22 protein-coding genes are annotated in these 24,610 nt (G+C 36.4%); 8 read left to right on the top strand and 14 right to left on the bottom strand.

Going from position 1 to position 24,610, the window contains the following annotated elements:
* Window positions 1–7 precede the first annotated feature (7 nt).
* From MST30_RS12420 to mnmE, 9 genes are all read right to left on the bottom strand, one after another.
* Window positions 8–304: a helix-turn-helix domain-containing protein gene (locus MST30_RS12420; RefSeq protein WP_132704066.1), complete on the bottom strand. Its 297-nt coding sequence runs from the start codon at window positions 302–304 to the stop codon at window positions 8–10.
* A gap of 151 nt (window positions 305–455) precedes the next feature.
* Window positions 456–2,210 (bottom strand): DUF3987 domain-containing protein, encoded by a 1,755-nt coding sequence (locus tag MST30_RS12415; RefSeq protein ID WP_132704068.1) that lies wholly within the window; start codon window positions 2,208–2,210, stop codon window positions 456–458.
* Window positions 2,207–3,115 carry a BT4734/BF3469 family protein gene (locus MST30_RS12410; RefSeq protein WP_132704070.1) on the bottom strand — a complete coding sequence of 303 codons (909 nt, stop codon included), beginning with the start codon at window positions 3,113–3,115 and terminating at the stop codon, window positions 2,207–2,209. The genes MST30_RS12415 and MST30_RS12410 overlap by 4 nt, the downstream gene beginning before the upstream one ends.
* Window positions 3,102–3,398, bottom strand: coding sequence for a helix-turn-helix domain-containing protein (locus tag MST30_RS12405; protein ID WP_132704072.1), 297 nt, complete (start codon window positions 3,396–3,398; stop codon window positions 3,102–3,104). Before MST30_RS12405 ends, MST30_RS12410 begins: the two co-directional genes overlap by 14 nt.
* On the bottom strand, window positions 3,395–3,694 hold the full coding sequence (locus MST30_RS12400; RefSeq protein WP_132704074.1) for a helix-turn-helix domain-containing protein: 300 nt from the start codon (window positions 3,692–3,694) through the stop codon (window positions 3,395–3,397). Before MST30_RS12400 ends, MST30_RS12405 begins: the two co-directional genes overlap by 4 nt.
* A gap of 156 nt (window positions 3,695–3,850) precedes the next feature.
* Complete coding sequence (locus MST30_RS12395) at window positions 3,851–4,798, bottom strand: DUF6617 family protein (protein WP_243471730.1); 948 nt, start codon at window positions 4,796–4,798, stop codon at window positions 3,851–3,853.
* Window positions 4,798–5,892: a site-specific integrase gene (locus tag MST30_RS12390; RefSeq protein ID WP_243471729.1), complete on the bottom strand. Its 1,095-nt coding sequence runs from the start codon at window positions 5,890–5,892 to the stop codon at window positions 4,798–4,800. The genes MST30_RS12395 and MST30_RS12390 overlap by 1 nt, the downstream gene beginning before the upstream one ends.
* Before the next feature lie 6 nt (window positions 5,893–5,898).
* Entirely contained in the window at window positions 5,899–6,264 is a 366-nt protein-coding gene (locus MST30_RS12385; protein ID WP_243471728.1) for a helix-turn-helix domain-containing protein, read from the bottom strand.
* Window positions 6,265–6,481: 217 nt separating this feature from the next.
* Window positions 6,482–7,867 carry a tRNA uridine-5-carboxymethylaminomethyl(34) synthesis GTPase MnmE gene (gene mnmE / locus MST30_RS12380; protein WP_243471727.1) on the bottom strand — a complete coding sequence of 462 codons (1,386 nt, stop codon included), beginning with the start codon at window positions 7,865–7,867 and terminating at the stop codon, window positions 6,482–6,484.
* Window positions 7,868–8,014: 147 nt separating this feature from the next.
* Between mnmE and MST30_RS12375 the strand changes: the two genes are divergently transcribed.
* Complete coding sequence (locus MST30_RS12375) at window positions 8,015–9,169, top strand: TlpA disulfide reductase family protein (protein ID WP_243471726.1); 1,155 nt, start codon at window positions 8,015–8,017, stop codon at window positions 9,167–9,169.
* A 49-nt stretch (window positions 9,170–9,218) separates the two neighbouring features.
* Here the strand turns inward: MST30_RS12375 and MST30_RS12370 are convergent, their stop codons facing one another.
* Entirely contained in the window at window positions 9,219–9,872 is a 654-nt protein-coding gene (locus MST30_RS12370; RefSeq protein ID WP_243471725.1) for a rhomboid family intramembrane serine protease, read from the bottom strand.
* 62 nt (window positions 9,873–9,934) lie between these two features.
* On the opposite strand from MST30_RS12370, the gene MST30_RS12365 reads away from it, so the two are divergent.
* On the top strand, window positions 9,935–10,825 hold the full coding sequence (locus tag MST30_RS12365) for a lysophospholipid acyltransferase family protein (RefSeq protein WP_243471724.1): 891 nt from the start codon (window positions 9,935–9,937) through the stop codon (window positions 10,823–10,825).
* Window positions 10,826–10,831: 6 nt separating this feature from the next.
* Here MST30_RS12365 and MST30_RS12360 read toward each other — a convergent pair whose 3' ends face one another.
* Window positions 10,832–12,337, bottom strand: a complete 1,506-nt coding sequence (locus tag MST30_RS12360) for an aminotransferase class V-fold PLP-dependent enzyme (protein ID WP_243471723.1) — start codon at window positions 12,335–12,337, stop codon at window positions 10,832–10,834.
* Between the two features lie 11 nt (window positions 12,338–12,348).
* The gene (gene glmM / locus MST30_RS12355) at window positions 12,349–13,737 is read right to left on the bottom strand and encodes a phosphoglucosamine mutase (protein ID WP_243471722.1); all 1,389 of its coding nucleotides are present in this window, start codon (window positions 13,735–13,737) and stop codon (window positions 12,349–12,351) included.
* A 91-nt stretch (window positions 13,738–13,828) separates the two neighbouring features.
* On the opposite strand from glmM, the gene MST30_RS12350 reads away from it, so the two are divergent.
* The 4 genes from MST30_RS12350 (at window position 13,829) to MST30_RS12335 (ending at window position 20,334) form a co-directional block, all read left to right on the top strand.
* A complete protein-coding gene (locus MST30_RS12350) occupies window positions 13,829–14,431 on the top strand; it encodes an acyl carrier protein phosphodiesterase (protein ID WP_243471721.1) in 603 nt (200 codons plus the stop codon).
* Window positions 14,428–16,131: a gamma-glutamyltransferase gene (gene ggt, locus MST30_RS12345; protein ID WP_243471720.1), complete on the top strand. Its 1,704-nt coding sequence runs from the start codon at window positions 14,428–14,430 to the stop codon at window positions 16,129–16,131. Before MST30_RS12350 ends, ggt begins: the two co-directional genes overlap by 4 nt.
* 86 nt (window positions 16,132–16,217) lie before the next feature.
* Window positions 16,218–19,490 (top strand): S41 family peptidase, encoded by a 3,273-nt coding sequence (locus MST30_RS12340; protein WP_243471719.1) that lies wholly within the window; start codon window positions 16,218–16,220, stop codon window positions 19,488–19,490.
* Between the two features lie 112 nt (window positions 19,491–19,602).
* Window positions 19,603–20,334, top strand: coding sequence for a hypothetical protein (locus MST30_RS12335; RefSeq protein ID WP_243471718.1), 732 nt, complete (start codon window positions 19,603–19,605; stop codon window positions 20,332–20,334).
* A gap of 56 nt (window positions 20,335–20,390) precedes the next feature.
* On the opposite strand, the gene MST30_RS12330 is transcribed toward MST30_RS12335, so the two are convergent.
* Entirely contained in the window at window positions 20,391–20,915 is a 525-nt protein-coding gene (locus MST30_RS12330; protein ID WP_243471717.1) for a DUF8685 domain-containing protein, read from the bottom strand.
* Between the two features lie 348 nt (window positions 20,916–21,263).
* Between MST30_RS12330 and MST30_RS12325 the strand changes: the two genes are divergently transcribed.
* On the top strand, window positions 21,264–22,250 hold the full coding sequence (locus MST30_RS12325; RefSeq protein ID WP_243471716.1) for an endonuclease/exonuclease/phosphatase family protein: 987 nt from the start codon (window positions 21,264–21,266) through the stop codon (window positions 22,248–22,250).
* 356 nt (window positions 22,251–22,606) lie between these two features.
* Entirely contained in the window at window positions 22,607–23,407 is an 801-nt protein-coding gene (locus tag MST30_RS12320) for a hypothetical protein (RefSeq protein ID WP_243471715.1), read from the top strand.
* A gap of 137 nt (window positions 23,408–23,544) precedes the next feature.
* Here the strand turns inward: MST30_RS12320 and MST30_RS12315 are convergent, their stop codons facing one another.
* Complete coding sequence (locus tag MST30_RS12315; RefSeq protein WP_243471714.1) at window positions 23,545–23,997, bottom strand: hypothetical protein; 453 nt, start codon at window positions 23,995–23,997, stop codon at window positions 23,545–23,547.
* Window positions 23,998–24,610 lie beyond the last annotated feature (613 nt).

Here is a 24,610-nt window from a genome sequence, read left to right as displayed (position 1 = left end):
TTAATTTTTACTGCTTTTTAACAATCTTACTAATTTTCTCTTCAGCTATTTTGAGGATTTCCGTACTGTCCTTTTCATTTTTTATCATTTGTACAATCTGTTCGGACATCCAAAGCTTAATTAATTTGTTCTCATCTTCTTTTAATTCTTTTGCAAATGCTATTACCTGCTCTCGTCTTGCCATACGGTTTCCTCGTTCAATCTTGCTTAAATAAGCCACATCCATATTGACGTTTGCAGCCATTTCCCTTAATAACAAATTGCGCTTTTCGCGCAATGAGCGTATGTATTCTCCAAACTCCATAATAGCATTAATTAGACTTGTCAGATTTTGTCTAATTTAAGAAAAGGAAGCTAAAGGAAAACAAAAAGATATAAACAGTTATTAACAGAAAGTGAGGAAGTTAAGGATTTAAGGAAACACATACGCAAATTCCTTTGTTTCCTCAATTTCCTTATAATGATTTTGCAGGATTTGAATAGCTATTATGTGCTTCTCTATGTATTAATCCTGCTTCTACAAATTTGGTAATGTAGCCTTCTGCCGTTTTATGTGGGATGTTTTGTTTGGTGGCTAAATCTAAATACTCTTGCCTACTGAATTGTTTTGGCAAGCTTTCTAAAAACCTTTCCTTTCTGTTTAAGCGTTTTACCGCTTTTTGTTCTATTGGTAAATCATTGAACACTTTACTACTGTGCTTTACTAAAATAGAAATGATAGTTAGCGCATTTTTGAAATCGACATCCTCACATTCTTTTACTTGATTCACATCACCATCTTCCATAATGCGAAATGCTGTGAATAGCATCATTAGCCGAAATGCAATTAAGCCTAATCGCCTTATGGTTGCAATATACTCTTCGGGTTGTAAGTTGATGTATTTAGTCTGTAAGGATTCAAAAAACGTATTGAATTGCTGTTGTTGAGGTGTAGTTAACCTTATTTCAATTTCGGGATTGTTTTTGAGGGTTTTATACAAGTCCAAAAATACCTTTCCTAATTGTGAGTAATAATCATCTAACCCAACATTATTATTACTTGAAAACACGTTTTTCCAAGTAGGTTTTATATTCATATAATAAAACATAAAACGACTAAACAAACCATTTTCGGCATTCGGGATTAATGTAGCTACTTGCTTGGGTGTTCCTGATAATACAGTAGATAAACACGGTTTTTCAATATCCACATATTCTCTGTCGGTTCTACGATAATAACTAATGGTTTCGTGATGGAAGGCTTTACGAAAACCATCGCTATAATTACCGTAATCGCTTTTAAAAGCTTGTGCTAATGTGTCTCCTTCAGTTTCAAAAATCAGTCCTTTGCCTTCATTATCAGAAATTAATTGATAGACACCCGTAACACTATTATTAGCAGGAATGAACAACATCCTTTCGGGTGGTTTACCTGGTTTTTCCAAGTTTTCATCTTTACCCTTGTTCATATTATAGGTTGCCATTTCTGTATTAAATTGTTGCTTTAGCACTTTAGCTTGTTCACGCTTTAACTTGTGTACAGGATCTACCAAATTTTTAATTTGGTTAAGCCTGCCTTTACCTGCAGATGCAGGTGCAGTAACAAAAAGATATAAATTGGCAAAGACTTTACGTTGGTCGTAAATACCAAAGAGTTTAGGAAAACAGGCACTAAAAGCGGTTAAAGCTCCCAATAACAAAATGTCTTTTTCCTCTTGACTGCTCGCAGGATTTACAACTTGTTGTAAAAACTGCGGTAAGCTATTAAATACCTCATCCGGTATTGTTGGCATTGCTTGCTCTGGTACATCAACAACAGTTGCTACATTTGTTACAATCTCGTTGTTGTTTTGTTGCTTCATCGGTTTTATACCTGCCTGATGTGCATAATGGTAAAACGTTGCAATGGTAATGCCGTGACCTTTTGCATTTAGGCATTTGTTAAATTGTTCGTCACATTCTTTTGAATCATAACCTACATAGTTTTTACTTATTCTGTGGAAATAATCTCTTCCTGTCTCTCCATATTCTTCAGCCAAAGAAAATCCTAAATCTCTCCAAGTGGCATAATTTCCTGTGATGTCTATACCTGATTGCTCAATTGTAGAAATGTAGGTTTCAATGTCGTTATCAGCAACAGCAACAACAAATGTTGTTGCGTTGTTGCTTGTTGGTTGCGGTTGCTCTTCTGGAACTTCCAACCATTCTTTTGGATTAAATATTTTGGTCATAATGCTTGGTGTCTTTTATGTAAAAAGGCTGTTGGGTCGTATGGTAAAAAACACGCTCTGGAAACGTCTTTACCTGACTGGTCAACCTCAATATTATAGGTATGCTTAATGTAATTGGCTACTGCGGTGAAATACTCTGAATGTGTTACTTCTGAAACATCAATTCTGATAATCCATTTTAGTCCATCTCCAGATGGTGATGTAAATAGCATTTCGGTTTCAAAGTATTCATCGTTTAGTAATTGCTTTTTTAACTCTTGAAGATTATCTAAATGGTCAAAATCAATAGTTAATAGATTGGAATGCTGTAACAAATTACTATCATTTCGCTTTTCAAACGTTCCTGAAAAGGTGACGTAATCAAAGCGATTCGCTTTGAATTTACGTGCTTCTTTTACATCGGTTATTGCTCTTAAATCTTCAGTAATTCTTTTGTATTTATCACTTGTGATTAATGCAAATACTTGATGTAACCGCATAGTTTCCGCAGGAAACACATTGCGAACTGGGGCTTTGAAAAAGCTACAGTAAGCATACCAGGTATCGTCTGGACCATTCAACCAATCTAATTCGCTTTTTTCCTTGACTTCTAAATTGAGATGTAATTCTTGGTTAATCTTGAGCAACAATTCTTCTTCATCGGTAATTCTAAAATGGTATTGTGCAAAATCAAATACATCACCGTTAAAGGTCTTTAGCTCTGTGTCTCGATGTGTTGCTATTACACCATCAATATGAATCCGTAAGGTTTCGTTACCACCATTAAAAGGGTTTCGGGTTATCCCGCAGTCCCTTCCTTTTACAGAAAGGACTGTTGTTTCAGGATAATACTGTCTTAACACGTAGGCATAAATTTTTAAGCCGTAATGTGTTTTGTCTAAAATTGCCTCTCTACTTACTTCCATCTCGTTTGAAATTATGGTTGTAGTAGTTATCTTGAAGCAATTGCTCCACATCGGAAACCTTGTAATAAAACTTACCCTTTACCTTGCTATAAGGTAGTGTTCCGTTGTCTCTAAAGGTCTGTAAGGTTCGCTTACTGATGTGTAAGGTCTGCAATACGTCTTGGTTGTCTATCCACTTATCTTTTAGTACTTCTGCTCTCGAATGTCGTAACAACTCGATACGTGCTTTTAAGTCCTTTATTTCTTGTGAGAGTGCCAAGAGTAAATCGATTATTTCAGTCATAACTTCACCGCTCCTTTCTTAATTAAGTAATCGGCAGCTTGCTGTTCGATTTCATCTTGTGAATCAACACGGTTAGTTAATAACCATTGCTCCAGTTCAACTCTGTTGAAATAAATTTTCTTACCATTCGGTTTGTAATGCGGAATGGTTCCAGTACTCGTAAGCTTGTATAAATGGGATTGTGACAATTCCAAAAATTTACAGGCTTCGTTAAAGCTCAATACGTTTTTAACAATAATGTTTCTGTCTAAAACGTGTGCTTCGATAATTTTAAGACGTTCTAATATTTCGTCCATAACTAATTAATTTTAAAATAGAAATGGACATCTGGCCAAATGTCATTCTTGGTTTTCAAGAACAGGACAAAGGTTTAAAAACAATGATTTTTAAAGAATGAGAGTTTTATATGAGTGTGAGAATACAATGAGATTTCTAAATAATCTCATTGTTTTTTATAGTATTTGTTTGAAGATATTATCAATGATTTCCTTTTTTAGAGGTGCTTTACTTTTGGTATAAAGATTTTGAGCTGTCAATGGTTTACCCAATTTTGTATAAAATAAACCTGTAGATTCAATTAAAGTGGGTGTCATATTTTTGAAATGAGGCTGCAACCGTTTAATAACATATTTAAACTCGGTTGTTTTGCAATCTATATAGATTTTCTTTTGAAAACCTTTAAAATCTTTAGCCACTAATAAATTATGTAAGTCTTTAACATCTGTTTTTGCATCAAGTAAATCAATACTTAATTGAAGCCTGCTCAATATTTTAGACAACCATTCGGAATCATCTTTTAAATATCCAAATGAGGTTTTAGGCTTATTTTTCGGTTTAGATGGCTTTTTAACTACCTCTTTTTTATCTGCTTCTAATTTTACAAATACTGAAGTATCAAAATCAGTATCATTAAAATACTTTTCTGCTATTTCTTGAATTGAGAATAACCCAGTATCTGAAAATTGTCCGTATTGCTCTTGTAATTCGATGTACAGGCGAATTGCCGATGCTTTTAAGTAATTGATGATATAATCGGCATCATTGCCTAAATCGTTACTTATAGACTGCTTTTTAATGTAGGTGGCAATATCCTTTAAGTACTTATTGAACTTATTAAATTGTACGGTATAGTTATACTTGTTTTCGGGTTCCGTAGCATCTTTTGGGAATTGGGATTTTAATGCTGCTAATTCAGTTTCAGTGTCATTTGAAATCAGCTTAAAGTAATATTCTTTTTTACTGTTTAAAGGTCTTTTAAAGTTTACTTTAAAAACCGCATTATCAGCTTTTGGTGTTTCATTTAATTCAGAGTTCAGAATGTTAAATTCTCGTTCTGATCTATCGTCTCTATGTAATCCGTTGGTAATCGACACCAAACTTGCAAACACATTTCCTTTCATTATAAATCCAATTGAATACGGTTAGCGGCTTCTTTCTTTTTATCATCAATTACTTTGGCATAAATCTGTGTTGTTCTCAACTCTTTATGTCCTAATAATTTTGATACTGTGTAAATATCCGTACCCAAAGTTAACTGTAAAGTGGCATAGGTATGACGCGCACAATGAAAGGTTATATCTTTTGTAATGCCTGCTTTTAACATCCATTGTTGCAATTTAAGGTTTGACCAGGCACTATAATGTAAGCCTTCAAAAACTTTTGCTTCGGGTTTTCCCGCGTCCCCTAATAATTCTCTTGCTTGTTCTGAAATTGGTAAAGTTTCAGCACCTTTGGTTTTCTTTTGTCTAAAGCGTATGTAATAACCCATTTCTTTAGAGTGTTGGATTTCTGACCACAACAATTTTTCAATATCTGACCAACGCAATCCTGTAAGTGCTGAAAATATAAAAGCATTTTTTAATAATGGTAATTCACATTCTGTGTTAACTGCCTTCTGTAATTCATCAAGCGTTAAAAACTCTCGTTGAGGTTCTCCTTGTTTGAAATAATCTACACCATTAGCAGGATTGACTTTTAAAATACCATCCTTTACCGCTTGCTTTAAAGCTGCGCAAAACTTACCATAGTATGAATATTTAGAGTTTTGAGACAGTTTTTTACCTGCTCTTGCCATAGCATCTTTGTCCAAATACTCTTTGAAACGCTCTACAAATGATTTATCCAAATCTTGAAAGCTTACATCCGTAGGACAAAAGGTTTTTAAATGTTTTAGCATACTGTTCCAATTCCCATAGTTGCCAGAGCTGGTGTTTTTCTTTTCAGCTAAAGCTGTAACATAAGTAATAAAGCTTCCTTTTAATTTCTCAATATCCTGAAAGCCATAAATACCATTTTGTATTTCTATTTGACGTTGTGCGCAAATGGTTTCCGCTAATTGCTTGGTTTTCTTGTTAACCTCTCTTTCGGTTTTAGTTTTAGGATTAGGTGTAAGGTATAATCGCAAATACTCGGTTTTGCGTTTTCCTTTATGATAGTAATCTAAATACAGACTTATTTTATCATTCTTTTTGCGTTGTCTTAATGTTACTTTCATAGGATGCTAATTAAAGAGGTTTTCTATTTGCCATCTGGCTACAATACGTTTTCTTCCAAAAGGGACTGCTTTTAAACGTCCTTGTTGAATCATTCTTTGAATGGTCCATCTACTTACACCAATCAATTGTGAAGCTTCTGTCACGCTTAAAAAATCTTTATTATTTACCGTGTTGAGGTTTGGAATTTGGACAGCTTCTTTTTGCTGCTGTATATCCATTGTAAGAGTAGCTTGTACTTTTTCTTTACGCTTACGCGCCTTATAGGCTTTTTTAGCGCAAGTATCACCACAGTATTTAGTTACTGTTGTGCGTGCTGTAAAGGCATTACCACAATGCTTACAGGTTTTTGGGATGTATAAATTACTGCTCATAAATGGTGCTTTATGTAGCGTTATGGTGCAACGTGGGGCAATATGGCGCATCATTTCGCCAATCTTTTAGCCAACAGATTTGGGCAACAAATCCATATTTAAGGCAACAGATATACAACAAATTTAGTTAAAAAAGAGCAAAAAAGCAACAAAAAAGAGAAGATAAAAACTCATAAAGTCAATAAAATCAACACATTAACAAACAAAAGAAAGCAAGTTACTTCCCGATACAGAAGTTAGCAAAAATATTACCCAATAGATCATCATTAGTAATCTCACCAGTAATTTCACCAAAATGATATAAGGCCTGTCTTATATCTATAGCCAATAAATCTCCTGACAATCCAGTCTCTAATCCATATTTTACTTTTTGGATTTCTTCAAAAGACTTTAAAAGAGCATCATAATGTCGTGTATTGGTGACTATGGTTTCATTATTTCGTAGGGCACCTGTATTTATAAGATTTAATAACGAATTTGTTAGTTGCTCTACACCAAATCCTGTTTTAGCAGAAAGTAGCAAAACATCTGCAATAGTTGTATTAATATTTGCCAATTGAATGTCATCCAATTGGTCTATTTTGTTAGCTATGACCAATAATGGTTTTTGAGGATATTTATTTCTAATCTTTTCAATCTCTATTCTTACGTCTTCGAGTGTGCTTATAGCTTTGCTAGCATCAAAAAGATAAATCGTTACTTGAGATTGTTCAATCTTTTCAAAGGTCTTTTTTATACCAATACTTTCCACCACATCCTTGGTCTCTCTTATTCCTGCTGTATCTATAAATCTAAAGCCAATACCTCCTATTGAAATTTCGTCTTCAATGGTATCTCTTGTGGTACCAGCAATTTCAGAAACTATAGCACGCTCTTCGTTTAAAAGCGCATTAAGAAGTGTAGATTTACCAACATTAGGTTCTCCTACAATAGCTACTGGAATGCCATTTTTAATCACATTTCCAACAGCAAAAGAATCTATTAAGCGTTTCAAAACAAAAGTGATACGCTCAATAAGGTCTTTAAATTGAGTTCTGTCTGCAAACTCAACATCTTCTTCGGCAAAGTCAAGTTCTAACTCTATCAGTGACGCAAAATTTAAAAGCTCCTCTCTCAACTTGGCAATCTCTGATGAAAACCCTCCACGCATTTGCTGCATCGCAATTTGGTGCGAGGCTTCATTATCACTACTAATTAAATCAGCTACAGCTTCGGCCTGACTCAAATCTAATTTCCCATTCAAAAAGGCTCTAAGCGTAAATTCTCCTGCCGTTGCCATTCTACAGCCCTTTCGTAAGAATAATTGAATGATTTCTTGCTGAATATATAGCGATCCATGACATGACACTTCAATAACATCTTCGCCTGTGTATGAATTAGGATTTTTAAACACAGATACTAAAACTTCGTCAAGAGTCTTGTAACCATCAACTATATGACCTAAATGAATTGTATGAGTGGCTTGATTCTTTAGTTTTTTACCAGAAATAGATTTAAAAGACGATGAGGCTATTTCAATAGCATCTTTACCAGATAATCTTATAACAGCAATAGCACCACTACCCGAAGGTGTTGCTAAAGCTACAATAGTATCGTTGTGCATAGTCATTTGCTTTGTTGCAAAAGTATTGCAAAATATGAGATTGTTAAAAGTTTAAGAATGCTATTTAAGATTTAATTCACAATCTATTCTTAGAATAATTAGCCTATGTTGTTATATTTGCTAATCAAAAAATTGAAAATGATAAACATGAAAAAAACACTGATTTTATTTGTCTTAACGTTTGTATTAGTAAGTTGTAATCAAAGTAAAGACACAGAATATGTTATAAACGGTAATGCTGAAGGCATAGAAAATGGTATAAAAGTGCGACTTGCTCAAATAGATGAAAAAGGAAAACAAGTATTTAGAGATTCTGCAGTTGTAATGGACGGAAAATTCACAATTAAAGGAGCTGTTGAAGAACCTAGTGTTTATTTTTTATCTGCTGACGGAACACCCGGAAATATGGTCTTTATGTTAGAAAACAGTAACATACAAATAGACTTTAATACAGAAATTCCTATGGAATCTAAAGTTACAGGTTCTGAATCTAACAAGAGTTATGAAGATTTTCAGAATGGTATGCTAAAATTTAGAGAAGAAGGTACAGCCATTATGACCAGATTTAAGGAACTTGGACAAGATCCTGCGCCAGAAACAAGAGATTCAATAAGAAAGGCTATGGATGATATGAGACAAAGACAATTGGCTTATCCGCTTAGCTTTGTTCAAGATCATAACGACAGTTATTTTAGTCTAAATCTTATTCAGCTAGAATCTAGTAGACCAACATTTGATATTATAAAATATAAAGAGATTTACGAAAGTTTTCCAACGCACTTAAAAGAGTCTAAGCGAGGACAACTTGTAAAGCAAAAACTAGATGAGCTATACAAAGCGTACGAAAAAACAGCTCATTTAGAAGTAGGTAAAATAGCACCTAACTTTGAGTCTCAAACACCAGATGGAAAAACAGTAAGTTTAAATAATCTTAAAGGAAAAGCAACCATAATAGACTTTTGGGCAGCTTGGTGTGGTCCTTGCAGAAGAGAAAACCCTAATGTGGTTAATATATATGAACAATACCACGATAAAGGATTAGAGATCATTGGTGTATCTTTAGATGGAGCTCCAAACCAAAAAGATCCTAAAAAAGCATGGTTAGATGCTATTGAAAAAGATGGTTTAAAATGGAACCACGTATCTAGTTTAAAATATTTTAACGACGAGGTTGCTCAATTGTACAATATTGATAGAATACCGGCTACTTACATCTTAGATGAAGAAGGTAAAATTGTTGCAAAAAATTTAAGAGGAATGGCTTTGGCGCTTAAAATTAAAGAGCTTCTTGATACTCCTTAATAAATAGTTTTTTTGATATATAAAGCCTGCAAATTGCAGGCTTTTCTTTTTAATGCAATTTCCCTGTTTTATACAGTACAAAAAGTATAATAATAGGAATAGCCAACAAACCAATATGTCCTAAATCGGTTTTGAACAAACTTGGCATTAAAATCAAAGTTATGGCATAACCTCCTACCGCTCCTCCAAAATGGGCATCGTGTCCTATATTTCCAATTCTGTTTTTCATACCATAAATGGAATATAACAAATACCCAATACCAAACACATAACCTGGTATTGGTATAGGAATAAAGTACATGTATAAACTCATTCCTGGATCTAATAAAATAGCTGAATAGAGTACACCTGTTACAGCTCCACTGGCTCCAACAGCAGAATACCAAAACTCTTCCTTATGAAAATAAAGGGACAGCAAATTTCCAAAAACCAAGCTCGCAAAATAAATGATTAAAAAATTATAGGTTCCTAGAGCCCCTATAACATTACTTGCAAAAAAGTAAAGCGTAATCATATTAAACAACAAATGGGCTGTGTCTACATGCAAAAACCCTGAACTAAACATACGTATTTGTTCGCCTCGCTTTATACCTCCTACATTGAATTTATACTTTTCAAAAAACAATCGGTCATCAAAACCTTTCAATGATATAATAACATTGGCTGCAATAATTGCAATTGTAACAGGATCTAAATTGTACATAAACTCTAATCTTATAAATCAAATATAGCATATATTTGCTGTTGCAAAACTAACATACTTTCATGCAACTTATTGCCTATATTCTCATTTATCCTATTCTTTGGTTAATTTCTATTTTGCCGTTTAGACTACTCTATGGTCTTTCTGATGTATTATACATCTTCCTTTTCAAAATTTTCGGATATAGAAAGTCTACTGTAAAAGAGAACTTACGTCTGGTATTTCCTGATAAGTCTGAAAAGGAAATTGCTACCATTACCAGTCAATTTTATCATCATTTGTGCGATATGATAGTTGAAGCGATTAAGTCTTTAACCATTTCTGAGGGGGAAATGAAAAAACGTTTCAAGTTTACTAATATTGAAGAACTTCACAAGCTAGAAGAAAAGCAAAGAAGCATTATACTTATGTGTGCTCATTATGGCAGTTGGGAATGGATCTTTATTCTACAAACCTACATTAAGTACAAAGGTTATGCTGTATACAAACGATTAGCTAATAAACATTTTGATAGACTTGTAAAACGAATACGTGCTAAATACAACTCGCATTTAATTACTACAAAAGAAACCTTTGAAGTACTAGCTAAAGAAAAAAAGAAAGGAGAACTTACTATCAACGGATTTGTCTCAGACCAATCTCCAAAAGCCACAAAGGCATTTCATTGGAATGAATTTATGGGCATAAAAGTACCAATGTACACAGGTGCAGAAACCTTAGCCAAAAAACTGGATATGGCTGTAGTCTTTTTTGGTGTAAAACGTATTAAACGTGGTTATTACGAAACTACATTTAAGACCATTACCGAAAATCCAAATGATTATAAAGACTATGAAATTACAGACTTGTTTTTTAAGTTGGTTGAAGAACAAATCTTAGAAGCTCCTCAATATTATCTCTGGACACACAAACGCTGGAAACACAGAAACAAAGTTCCTGCTCAATTTCAGTAAATAGGATTAATCTAAATTAAACCAACCATCTACATTGACGTCGCTTGATGGTTTTTCAATTAAAGACTTATGGATAAATTCATTATTACATTTTGAATATTCATAATCTTTTGCCCAATCCTTGTGATTATTGGCTAAAGCAATAATGCTCTCACAAACATAATCCATCTCAGCATTGGTTGTTGTAGGATGAATAGACATGCGTATCCAACCTGGTTTACGCACCAAATCTCCAATAGATATTTCGTTTGTAAGTTCTTTCGACGTTTGTTGGTCTACATGTAATAAAAAATGCCCATACGTACCTGCACAACTGCAGCCACCACGTGTTTGAATTCCAAATCTATCATTTAATAACTTCACCCCAAGATTATAATGTAAATCATCAATATAAAACGAAATAACTCCCAAACGGTCTTGATGCTGACCTGCAAGAATATTGATATTAGAAACTGGCTGAAGTTTCTTAAAAATAGTATCTACAAGTTCGTGCTCGCGTCCAAGGATATTGGTAACTCCCATTTGCTCCTTCAATTTTATAGACAAAGCTGTTTTTATAGTTTGAAGAAATCCTGGTGTACCACCATCTTCTCTATCCTCAATATTATCAATATATTTATGTTCTCCCCAAGGATTTGTCCAACTTACGGTACCTCCACCAGGACAATCTGGCACCATATTATGGTATAATTTCTTATTGAAAACCAACACACCTGAAGTACCTGGTCCGCCTAAAAATTTATGTGGTGAGAAAAATATAGCATCGAGTTGTTCTTCCTCATCCTCTGGATGCATATTTATATCTACGTATGGTGCTGAACATGCAAAATCTACAAAACAGACACCACCATGTTGGTGCATCAATTTAGCAACGTTATGATATGGTGTCTGTATACCTGTAACATTAGATCCTCCAACAATAGAGCAAATTTTTAATGTTCTGTCTTTATACTGTTCTAATAATGCTTCAAGATTTTTTAAACAGAATAAACCATTATCGTCTGGTGGAACGACCTCCACCTTCGCAATGGTTTCTAACCAAGAGGTTTGGTTAGAGTGGTGTTCCATATGCGAAATAAAAACAACTGGTCGCATTTCATCGGGAACCACTGTATAATCTCTTAGGTTTTCAGGAATTTTTAATCCCAAGATACGCTGAAACTTATTCACAACACCTGTCATACCATTACCTGTAACAATCAACACATCATCATCGTTGGCATTAACATGGTCTTTTATAATGTGTTTAGCCTTATGATAGGCTTTTGTCATTGCTGTGCCAGACACTGTAGTTTCTGTATGTGTGTTGGCAACAAAAGGTCCAAACTCGTTAAGTAGTTTTTCTTCAATAGGTCTGTACAAACGCCCTGAAGCGGTCCAGTCTGTATAGATTATTTTTTGTTCTCCAAATGGCGAAACAAAGGTTTGATCTTGACCAACAATATGTTTCCTGAATTGCTCAAAATAAGCTTCAAGAGTTGTAGAGTTTTGTGTTGTAGCTTCAGAAATCATAATTAAAGATACTAAATATTAGCGACTGCTTTAATTTCAGCAATAAAACGATCTGCTAAATCATCTGCCGCTTCTTGTGATTGCGCTTCTGTATAAATACGAATTATAGGCTCTGTATTACTCTTTCTTAAGTGTACCCAACTATCTGAAAAATCTATCTTAACTCCATCAATGGTTGTTAAGGTTTCGTGACTATAGTTAGCTTCCATAGTACTCAAAATTGCATCGACATCTAATTGCGGTGTCAACTGAATTTTCTTTTTACTCATAAAGTAATTAGGGTATGTAGCTCTCAAAGCACTTACAGATAGTTTCTTTTCTGCTAAAAGGCTCAAAAATAAGGCCACGCCAACAAGAGCATCACGTCCGTAGTGTAACTCTGGATAAATAATTCCACCATTACCTTCACCACCAATGACAACGTTGTTTTTCTTCATTAATTCTACCACATTCACCTCACCTACAGCACTGGCTTCATACATGCCACCATACTTTTCGGTAACATCGCGTAAGGCTCGTGTAGAACTCATATTACTAACAGTATTTCCAGGATTCTTACTCAACACATAATCCGCACATGCTACCAAAGTATATTCCTCGCCAAACATCTCCCCTTTTTCATCCATAAACGCCAAACGATCTACATCAGGATCTACAACAATACCAAAATCGGCATGCTCTTTTACCACAGCTTTTGCTAAATCACCTAAATGCTCTTTTAAAGGCTCTGGATTATGTGGAAAATGACCTGTTGGCTCGCAATACAATTTCACAGCTTCAACTCCTAAACGCTCTAATAATAATGGAATAGCAATACCTCCTGTAGAATTAACACCATCGACTACAACTTTAAAATTAGCAGCTTCAATAGCCTCTTTATTGACTAATGGTAAATCTAAAACCTCATCAATGTGTAAGTCGATATAGGCATCATTTTTAGTAATCTTTCCAAGGTCATCAACCTCAGCAAATGTCATAGCGTTAGAGGCTGCTATATCAAGAATCTTCTTGCCTTCTACTCCATTTAAAAATTCACCTTTATGATTCAATAACTTTAAAGCATTCCATTGTTTTGGGTTATGACTTGCAGTTAAAATTATACCACCATCTGCGTGCTCCATTGGTACAGCAACCTCTACAGTTGGCGTTGTAGATAAGCCTAAATCTATAACATGGATTCCCATACCAACTAAGGTATTCATCACTAAACTCTGAATCATTTCACCAGAAATACGTGCATCTCTACCAACAACAACTCTGTAGTTGTCCTTATTACGTTGTTGCTTTAGCCAAGTACCATAAGCGGCTGCAAATTTTACAGCATCAATTGGTGTTAAATTGTCCTCAACAGCTCCGCCAATAGTTCCACGAATGCCTGATATAGATTTAATTAAAGTCATAGATTTTTGATTTTGAGCAAATATAATATCTTAGAGACGCTTTAGAAATGATTTTTGAATTTTGTTATTACGAATTCGTAAATTCGAGCCTATGAATTTTCTAGCCCACATTTATCTATCTGGAGATGACGAGCTCTTAACCATCGGCAATTTTGTTGCAGATGGTATAAGAGGACATAACTACAAAATCTATCCTGAAAAAGTTCAGGCAGGTATCCTATTGCATAGAGCCATTGATACCTTCACAGATGCGCATCCTATTTTTAGACAAAGCACTAAGCGCCTTCATAAAAATTATAGCCATTACAGCGGAGTTATTGTAGATATTATTTATGATCATTTTTTAGCAAAGAACTGGAAAGAATATTCAAACATCCCTTTGGCAAACTATGTAGATGAGTTCTACAATACTCTAAATAAGAATTTTGAAATCTTACCCAAGCGCTTTAAACACCTAACACCAATTATGATAGAAGGCAATTGGCTATTAAGTTATGCTACTGTAGATGGTATTCAACTTGTGCTTAACGGAATGAACAACCGTACAAAAGGCAAATCTAAAATGAACGAAGCCACAAATGAACTAAAAGAATTTTACACAGAGTTTGAGGAAGAATTTACAGCGTTCTTTAAAGAGCTTCAATCATTTGCCAGCACAAAGAGAAACGACATCGAAAAGCAGTTTAAAATATGAAGAACCAAATAATCATCTTAATATTCTTTTTCTGCCTCGTTGGTTGTAAACAAGAGACCAGCATAAACAAAGCTCAAAAAGAAAAAAAAGGAACTATTGCCCAAAAAGCAATGGTCGTAAGTGCCAGAAAAGAAGCTTCAGAAATAGGTGTTAAAATATTAAAACTAGGTGGTAATGCTTTCGATGCCATGATGGCAACCGAAATGGCACTAGCCGTAACCTATCCGTATGCCGGTAATCTTGGTGGTGGCGGATTTTTGGTGTACAGACTAGCCGATGGCACCAAAGGTGCTTTAGATTATAGAGAAAAAGCACCTTTAGCAGCCTATAAAGACATGTATCTCGATGAAGAAGGTAACGTCATTAAAAACCTCTGTACAGTGGGTAGCATGGCTGTTGGTGTACCTGGAACTATTGCTGGAATTTTTGAAGCCCAACGTAGATTTGGCAAACTTGATGTTAAAACCGTTTTACAACCTGTTATTGAATTAGCACAAAATGGTTTTGTAGTCACCAATAAACAAGCAAAACGGTTTTCTGAATACGACAGTATTTTTTCTGCAGTAAACAACAAACAAATTCTTTTCAATAAGACGATTAAAGCAGGAGACACTATAAAGAACTTAGCTTTAGCAAATACATTACAACGCATTTCAGAGCATGGTCGTAATGAATTTTATAAAGGTGAAACTGCAAAAATGCTGGTGTCTTTTTTAGAAGCTGAAGGTAGCATCATAACGCTTGAAGATTTAGAAAAATACGAAGCCAAATGGCGAAACCCTGTATCTTTTGAGTACGACGATTTAACCATAACATCCATGTCTCCTCCTTCATCTGGAGGAATATGCCTAGGGCAAATCATGAAAATGATAGAGCCTTTTGATTTAAATGATTACGGTCACAACTCCTTAAAAACTATTCAGGTAATGGTCGAAGCAGAAAAACATGCCTATGCAGACCGAAGCTATTATCTAGGTGATCCAGATTTTGTAGATATTCCAACGGAAACTTTATTAAGCGATGTGTACCTTGAAGGTAGAATGGCTAATTTCTCGTTCAAAGAGCCAACACCTTCAGATACCTTATCGCATGGCTATATTGTCGGTTATGAAAGCGATGAAACTACCCACTACTCTATTGTAGATCAGTTTGGTAATGCTATAGCGGTTACTACAACACTAAATGGTGCTTATGGTTCTAAATTGTATGCAGAAGAGTTAGGCTTCTTCCTTAACAATGAAATGGACGACTTTAGCAGTAAACCAGGTGTACCAAACTATTATGGCCTTATTGGTGCCGAAGCCAATAGCATCGCACCAGAAAAACGCATGCTGAGTGCTATGACACCAACCATTGTAGAAAAAGAAGAAGAACTTTACATGACTTTAGGCACACCTGGCGGATCAACCATTATTACTTCAGTATTACAGACCATTATTAATGTCCATGAGTTTGGATTTTCTATGCAAAGTGCTGTTGATGCACCACGTTTTCATCATCAGTGGTTACCAGATGAAATTAGAATGGAACCTAATAGTTTTAATATAGACCTTATAAAAGCATTAGAAGCCTTAGGATACTCCATCAACTTAAAACGCTCACCTGTAATTGGTAAAGTAGATGCTATCTTAGTTCTAGATGATGGCGCTTTAGAAGGTGGTGCAGATCATAGAGGTGACGATACTGCTGTTGGGTTTTAACATTGTTTTAAAAAATACAACTGTACGATATTGTATCTTTAGCTTCACCAAGCCAAAATTAACCTACCTCATAAAATCAACCAAGCATGAAAAATTACATGGCTCTTGCAGCACTCTGCATTTCATTATTCTCATTTTCTCAAGGCACACAACTTTTAAGACAACCCACACTTCAAGGAGATGATGTCGTCTTTGTGTATGCTAACGACTTATGGAAAGCATCTACCAAAGGTGGTACTGCCATTAGATTAACCAGTGATGAAGGCTACGAGTCCAACCCTCACTTTTCTAACGATGGCAAAATGATTGCCTTTACGGCACAATACGATGGTAATGTCGATGTTTATGTAATGCCTTCAGAAGGTGGAGAGCCTAAACGTCTCACCTATCATCCTGATGGTGATTTTGTACAAGGATGGACACCAGATGGCAAAGTACTATTTCGCTCTGGTAGAGAAGCCCAACCAACCATGACTAACAAATTCTTCACAGTGTCTGCTGATGGAGGCTTACCTGAAGCTTTAGATATTCCGAGAGCGGCTTATGGTGAAATGTCTCCTGATGGAAAGCATGTCGCATACACACCAATCACAGGTTGGGATGCCGAATGGAGAAACTATCGTGGCGGACAAGCAATGCCTATTTGGGTTGTAGATTTAAAAACCAAAGACTTAGTAAGAACATCGCAACCTACTAAAGAGCGTCATTTAGACCCTGTTTGGTTAAATGGTTGGGTATATTTTATGTCTGAGCGCGATTATACCATGAATATCTGGGCTTTTAACCCTTCAAGTAAAGAAGAAAAACAAATCACCTTTCATAAAAAGTTTGATGTGAAAAGTTTGGATGCCAGTGATAACAAAATTGTATATGAACAAGGTGGATATCTTCATGTATATAACCCAAAGACTTCAAAAACATCACAGTTAAATATTGAAGTCAAAGCAGATCTCAATTTCTACAGAACAAAATGGGATGATGTGTCTGCAAGACAATTAATAAACCCTAATGTTTCACCAACTGGAAAACGTGCCATCTTTGAACATCGTGGAGAAATCTTTACAGTGCCAAAAGAAAATGGAACTTGGATAAACCTCACCAACTCACCAGGTGTTGCAGATCGCAGTCCTATATGGTCACCAAAAGGTGATAAAATTGCTTGGTTTTCAGATAAAAGTGGGGAATACCAATTAATGTTAGCTGACCAAAACGGTCAAAATGCAGAAGCGATTTCCCTACCTAACCCAACATTCTACTTTCAACCAGATTGGTCTCCAGACGGAAAATACATTGCCTACACAGACACACATTACAACATCTGGATATTAAATCTAGAAACTAAAAAGACCAAAAAAGTAGATACTGATAGATACGCACACCCTAATCGTTCTATGAATCCGGTTTGGTCACCAGACAGTAAATGGATTGCCTATGCAAAACAACAAGATAGTCACTTTAAAGCCATTTTTGCTTACAATATAGATACTAAAAAAATCATCCAAATTACAGATCCTATTGCAGACGCCATAACTCCAGTTTGGGATGCTTCGGGTAAATATCTATACACTTTGGCAAGCACCAACTACGGACTACAAAGTGGATGGTTAGATATGAGTAATTACGACCCTGCAGCCAACCTTACCAGAAGCTTATATGCTGTAGTACTTAGTAAAGATGATAAAGCACCCAACCTTCCTAAAAATGATATGGAAGACGTAAAAAAGAAAGAGAACGACGACAAGAAAGATGATAAAAAGGATGACAAAAAAGACGATAAAAAATCATCGGATGCTATTACAGTAACTATAGACGAAGAAGGAATTTTCGACCGAGCGGTAGCACTAGACCTACCTGCAAGAAATTATGTGGCATTGCTAAAAGGCCCAAAGCATAAAGTGTTTGTTGCAGAGGCAATTCCTAATGCAAGAGGACTAAAGGTGCATTCCTATGACGTTGAAAAAGAGAAAGCAACAGACTTTGCAGATGGTGTTTCTCAAATGGTAGCATCAGAAGATAGAAAGTCTATACTATTATCTCAAAATGGAGCTTGGGTTTTAACGGGCTCTGAAGCTCCACCAAAACCCGGAAAAGACAATCTAAAGATTGATATCAAAATAAAATTAGACCCTAAGGCAGAAGCACACCAAATCTTTAAAGAAGGCTGGCGCTACATGAGAGACTTCCTATATGTAGATAATGTGCATGGTGCGCCTTGGGATGAAGTGTACAAATGGTATGCACCGTGGATAGACCATGTACGCCACAGAACCGACCTAAACTACGTCGTTGACATTATGAGTGGTGAAGTTGCAGTGGGTCACTCTTACGTCTCTGGTGGCGATTTCCCTGATGTAGATCGTGTGCCTGTTGGCTTGTTAGGTTGTGATATAGAAAAGGTTAATGGCAACTATAAGATTACTAAAATCTATACTGGTGAACGTTGGAACCCTAACATTAATGCACCACTGGCAAAACCAGGTATAGAGGTTAATGAAGGGGATTATATACTAGCCATAAACGGAATACCACTAGATAGCAATACAAACCCTTACAAATTATTAGAGCAAACAGCTGGTAGAGAAATCAGCATGACAGTAAATGCCAAACCTAGCATGACGGATGCTAAAACCGTTTTGGTAAAACCTGTTAGTAACGAAAGAGGTTTAAGAAGCATTGAGTGGATAGAAAGCAACCGAAGAAAAGTTGACGAACTATCTAACGGCAAGCTTGCCTATGTCTATGTACCAAACACAGGTGGTGGAGGCTTTACGTCGTTCAACAGGTATTACTTCTCACAACAAGACAAAAAAGGTGTGGTAATAGACGAACGTAATAATGGCGGTGGCTCAGCAGCGGACTATATGATAGACATCATGTCTCGCGAATTGTTTGGCTATTTCAACAGTAAAGCCGGTGACAAACGTCCTTGGACTACACCTATTGCTGGTATTTGGGGACCAAAAGTAATGCTCATTAACGAGCGTGCTGGTTCTGGTGGTGATTTACTACCATACATGTTCAAAATGAAAAATATTGGTCCATTAATTGGTACCAGAACTTGGGGAGGCCTTGTAGGAACTTGGGATACACCTCGCTTTATTGATGGTGGTCGTATGGTCGCACCGCGTGGTGGCTTCTATGATGTTAATGGTGAATGGGCTGTTGAAGGCGAAGGCGTGGCTCCAGATATTGAAGTCATTCAACATCCTAAAGAAACTTCAAAAGGAAACGACCCACAATTAGAACGTGCCGTACAGGAAGCGATGAGACTTCTAAACGGTAATGAGTTTGAACTAAAACCAGAACCAAAAGCTCCAGTGCGTTGGAAACGTCCTAAAGGATACAAATCCGATAATTAAGCCTACATCAATAACTTAATAGCTATTGTTAACAAATACAAATGACTTAACTTCCACCACCAATAGTGATTTGGTGGTGGAATTGCTTGTAATACTATAAAACACACTAATAATGCCTAAAGCTTCAAAAACAAAACGCATCTTTAAGATTATAGGAGGAATCATCATCTTCTTTACACTGCCTTCGCTACTCTTCTTTGGGTTTATGTACCTCAAGTACGATGAAGATTTACCAACAGGCAAATTGGGTACTGAAGCTGACCAATTAGCAACGACCATGCTAAATGCCTTAAATGAAGAAGCCTATCTTAATACCGATTATATTGAATGGACTTTTAAAAGCAGACACCATTACAAATGGTATAAAAATGATAATACCTGTGAAGTATCTTGGGATGCCATGACCGTAATTCTGGATTTAGATAACATTAATAACTCAAAAGTATTTGCTGGCGAACAAGAATATAATGGCAGTGAAAAACAGGATTATATCAATAAGGCAGTGAAATACTTCAATAACGACTCGTTCTGGTTGGTAGCTCCATACAAAGTATTTGATAAAGGCACAGAACGCAGATTAGTAACAACCGAAAATGGTGAAAAGGCCTTATTAGTCACCTACACCAAAGGAGGCAGTACGCCTGGCGACTCTTATCTCTGGCATCTGGATAAAAACGGACTGCCTAAAAGCTTTCAAATGTGGGTAGACATTCTACCTATAGATGGTTTAGAAGCATCATGGGACCAATGGACAACCACCCAAAGTGGAGCCAAATTACCGACCTCGCATAAATTCATGGTGTTTAACCTTGATATGGGAGAGGTAATAGGACTTAAGTTATAGCTTATAAAAAAACCCATCTAACTACCTACTGCTTACTGAATACTGCTTACAGAACACTACTTAGAACGCTGCCCTACAAACTGCTGGCTTTTCAACTTAAACAGTACGTTAAAACTAGTTAAACTACCATAGCTTCTGGTAATGTATTGCTGTAAGTCTATCTTTTCCTGTTCATCGAGGTTGCTAGAGTTTATCTTCTGCTCCATCACACGTAAGCGGTCGCGTACCATAGTAATTTTATGAAAGAAGGTATCTATAGGTAGTTCCTTACCTTGTAAGTTAGTATCACCTGGCTCTAGAATCAGCTTACCACCCTTCCATTTATCGGCAATAGAAATAACTTCAGAAACATCAGACCATTTCTTAAGGATGCTTTTAAGACTCTTTTCAACCTCATAAAAACTTACCGTATCTACATCATCTTCAGCAGCTTCAATCACTTCAAAGTCTTCATCGAGTTCTATAGTCTCTAAACCTTTATCTATAAACGTCACCCAATAGTGCTTTGAGGTCACATTGGTAACCACTCCTTTTCCGTGTGCTGTATGATTGATGCGCGATCCTATTCCTAATAATTTCATTGTTGATTATAGTTTAATCTGTTATTCATTTTTATAAAATTCGTCAATTCGAGTGGGTTTTACGATTGAAAATGAGTAAAATCTGTATCGAGAATAGAATTTTTTACTTTAAACTGGTTCTCGATACGATTTTTCGTGCCTCAAAATCACTCGAACTGACGCTTGATTATGAACTTATTTATTTTATTTTTCGGATAACAAGTATACTAAATCTCTGTTAGATTTCTGCCTTACAAACAGGAATCTTATGCGATGGTACCCTATTTTGATTTTAGTTCAAAATCTGTTACTTTTAGACTTCCTCTATCACCTATCTAATTAATAGTCGTATCCCTAAAAATATATGATATGGACTACCACATGACCTTCTGGAATTTAGAAAACCTCTTTGACATTGAACACTCACCAAGGCGTACCGAGAAACTGCAACGTGCTATTGGTAGCGACGTAAAAGGTTGGGGACCTACACAACTCAATGATAAATTAGACCAACTGAACCGCATTATTATTCAGTTGAATAATGGTAATGGCCCAGATATCCTTGGGGTTTGTGAGGTAGAAAATGCCCATGTACTCAACTTATTAATTCAGAAAATGGGTGTGTTAAACCGCAACTATGCTTTGGTACATGATGACTCGGATGACCGACGTGGTATTGATGTGGCCTTTATCTACGATGCAGATCTATTTAGTGTTGAAGAGGAAAATGGCGAGCCTAAGGTTTATGATCACTTTGTGTTGCGCCGTACAGCCACGAGAGATATTCTACAGGTTAACTTCTTAACCAAGCATAGTCAAGGGCAACAACGCCTGGTACTCATTGCTAACCACTGGCCATCACGTAGTGGTGGACAGTACGAGTCTGAAGGCTACCGACAGATTGCTGGGGAAACACTGAGCTATTTCCATCAACGGATTAGAGAGGTGCATGGTGATGATACGCCTGTATTGGCAATGGGAGACTTTAACGATGAGCCTTTTAATGAGTCGTTAACCCGATTTGCGCTGGCTTTACGTAGCAGAGCGCGTGTGGTACGTGGACGTATTCCCTACTTTTTAAACCTCATGTGGCCCTTAATGGACTACGGAACGGCCAGTTTTTACTTTGGAAATCAACCCAATATGATCGATCAGTTTTTGGCTAATGAGAACATGCTAAAGAGCAACAGTGCTATTAAAATAGTGCCTGATTCAGTATGTATTGAGCGTTTTCCTGAGATGGTAAAGCCTGGTGCCTATGGTGTGCCTAAGCATTTTGGCGGTATGGGCAAAACCATTGTAACCGATGGTTATAGTGACCACTACCCTATTTCGGTGAAACTGAGAGAGTCTTAAGCCCAACAACCATAACTACCTCATTTTTATCATTTTAGCAACAAGTATTCGGGTGCTACTAAGAATATGTCGATAATGCCACAATTTTAGATAGCTTCTTTGAGATATTCTCTGCATTTCCTCTATTTCATTGTAAATTATTCATTACGAGGTGTTTGCATTTTAAAAATATTTTTATAGGTTTGGTTTTCAGTTGTTTAGCAATGTGATCAGTTGCACTACATAAATTACCGGTGTTTAAAACAACTGCCCTATCCCCTTTTATACCTTATCAAAAGCCTAAACTATAGGCTAAGTTTAACCAGATGTACTGCATTTTATAATGCCATATGCAGTATATCCCAAATCTTATAACCATGGCAGTAAATACAAGTTTTATTAAACTAGAAGGAACTCTGGATGGGTTAACCTTCTACAACAAAGACGGAGAGAATTTAGTAAAAAAGAAGACGCAAGTCAGTAAAAATCGAATTGCTAACGCTCCAGAGTATCAACGTACAAGAGAGAACAACCAGGAATTTGGAGGGTCTGCAAAATGTGGCAAGGCCTTTAGAGAAAGCTTCGCTGGTATATCTCGTCTGGTGAGCGACACCTACCTTAGTGCTAGAATTACAGCAAAAATAAGAAGTATCGTTCCTAATGGTCCTGGCTTAAGAGGTGAACGCAACATTGACCTTGTAGATAATTTAGAGCCGTTCATTGGTTTTAATTTCAACCTATCAAAACCATTCGATTCACAGTTCAATGCTCCATCTCCTGGGCCAGATATTGCAGATACTAAGGATAGTGTCCGTTGGAATATACCAGACTTTAATACCGATACATTTGTACACAAACCTGAGGGTGCTACACATTTCAAACTAGCACTGGCAGCGGGTTACGTAAGCAACTATGAGTGGGATGCCACTTTAAAAGCTTACCAGCCTGTGGAAGAACACCCAAATGCGGCAGGTGTAGTTAACTACAGTGATGCTATAGATATTGGTGGTATGGTAGGTAGTGATACCAATTTAGATATAGATTTATCTGCGTTTGCTCCTGTACCCGTAACTACAGCATTATTTGCCTCCACAGCTATTGTGTTTTATCAAAAGGTAAATGATGAATTGTATGTCTTAGCGCAAGGCCATAGCATGAAAATTGCTGCCGCTAAATAAACAGTGATAATCCCTTTTTATAAGCCCTTCTTGGTAGTATACTGAGAGGGGCTTTTCTTTTAGCTGTATCCACCTAACAATCTAATAATCTAAAAGTCTAGTAGTCTAACAGTCTAATAATCTAGTAGTCTAAAAATCTAATAATCCAACTGCCTGCCCTCCGCAGCCGCTTTTTTATCCATACCAGAGCCTACAGCCATACCTATGACCATACCAAGTGGGATGCCTGTACCCAAAAAAGCCATATTACCCATACTAGTACCAAATGCAACTCCCATTGGAACACCAAAAAGCGACATACCCAGTACCATCCAAATCTTTTGATAATGGCCTTTAGACACGATCTTATGGTGTTTTTCAAGGTATTTAAGAATGGTGTGCTGTGTAGCAAAAACCGCTTTGTACAACTTAGAATCTGCAGTAGATTTGGCATTAAGCTCCCTAAGCTGATGATTAATGTAGTCTATGGTAGCATCTGGCAATTCACGCTCTTGCAGTTCTTGTAACAGCTGTTGTAAGCTGCTCAGCTTATCCTGCAATTTAGGATTAGAATGTTGTGTTGCGCGATGCTTTAGTTCTATAAATGCCATGGTAATGTCGTATTGCTATAACTATAAGTAGCAAATCCCCATACATTGTTACTGACAATACCTATATAATGCCTTAACACAACTATATAAACATAAAGGCGTCGTCTTCTTTAACCGTTTTGGTAGCGTCCTTAGCTTTTGGTGATAGGTCTCCTATTGGTCGTGTAGTGTTTATGCTTTTTTGCCGGGACTTTAGTAGTCGTAATCGTAATTTTTGTAATGAGTTCATAGCACTGGTGTTTGGTGTTACTAAAGATACGGAGATAAACCCACTTTTAGACGTCCTAAACCATTAGATATAAAAGATTTAGCATTACCTTAACATTAGAAAGTAATTAACCGTCATTGCGAGTGGTCATTGCGAGGCGCAAAGCGACATGGCAAACCCGACGCAATCTCTAAGTGGTACCACACCAACCATAACTAAAAACCAAAACCACCCGTCAGTTCGAGTGTTTTATTCGAAGCATGAGAATAAAATGTATCGAGAACCCACACACCTATACCGTCATTGTCTATCTTCCCAACTACTCCAACCATCACACAAACCATAACGCCAAACAAACACCCAAGCCGTCATTGCGAGTGGTCATTGCGAGACGCAAAGCGACGT

This window comes from Winogradskyella sp. MH6, from assembly GCF_022810765.1.
Lineage (GTDB): Bacteria > Bacteroidota > Bacteroidia > Flavobacteriales > Flavobacteriaceae > Winogradskyella.
This window is presented reverse-complemented; position numbering and strand designations above follow the sequence as displayed.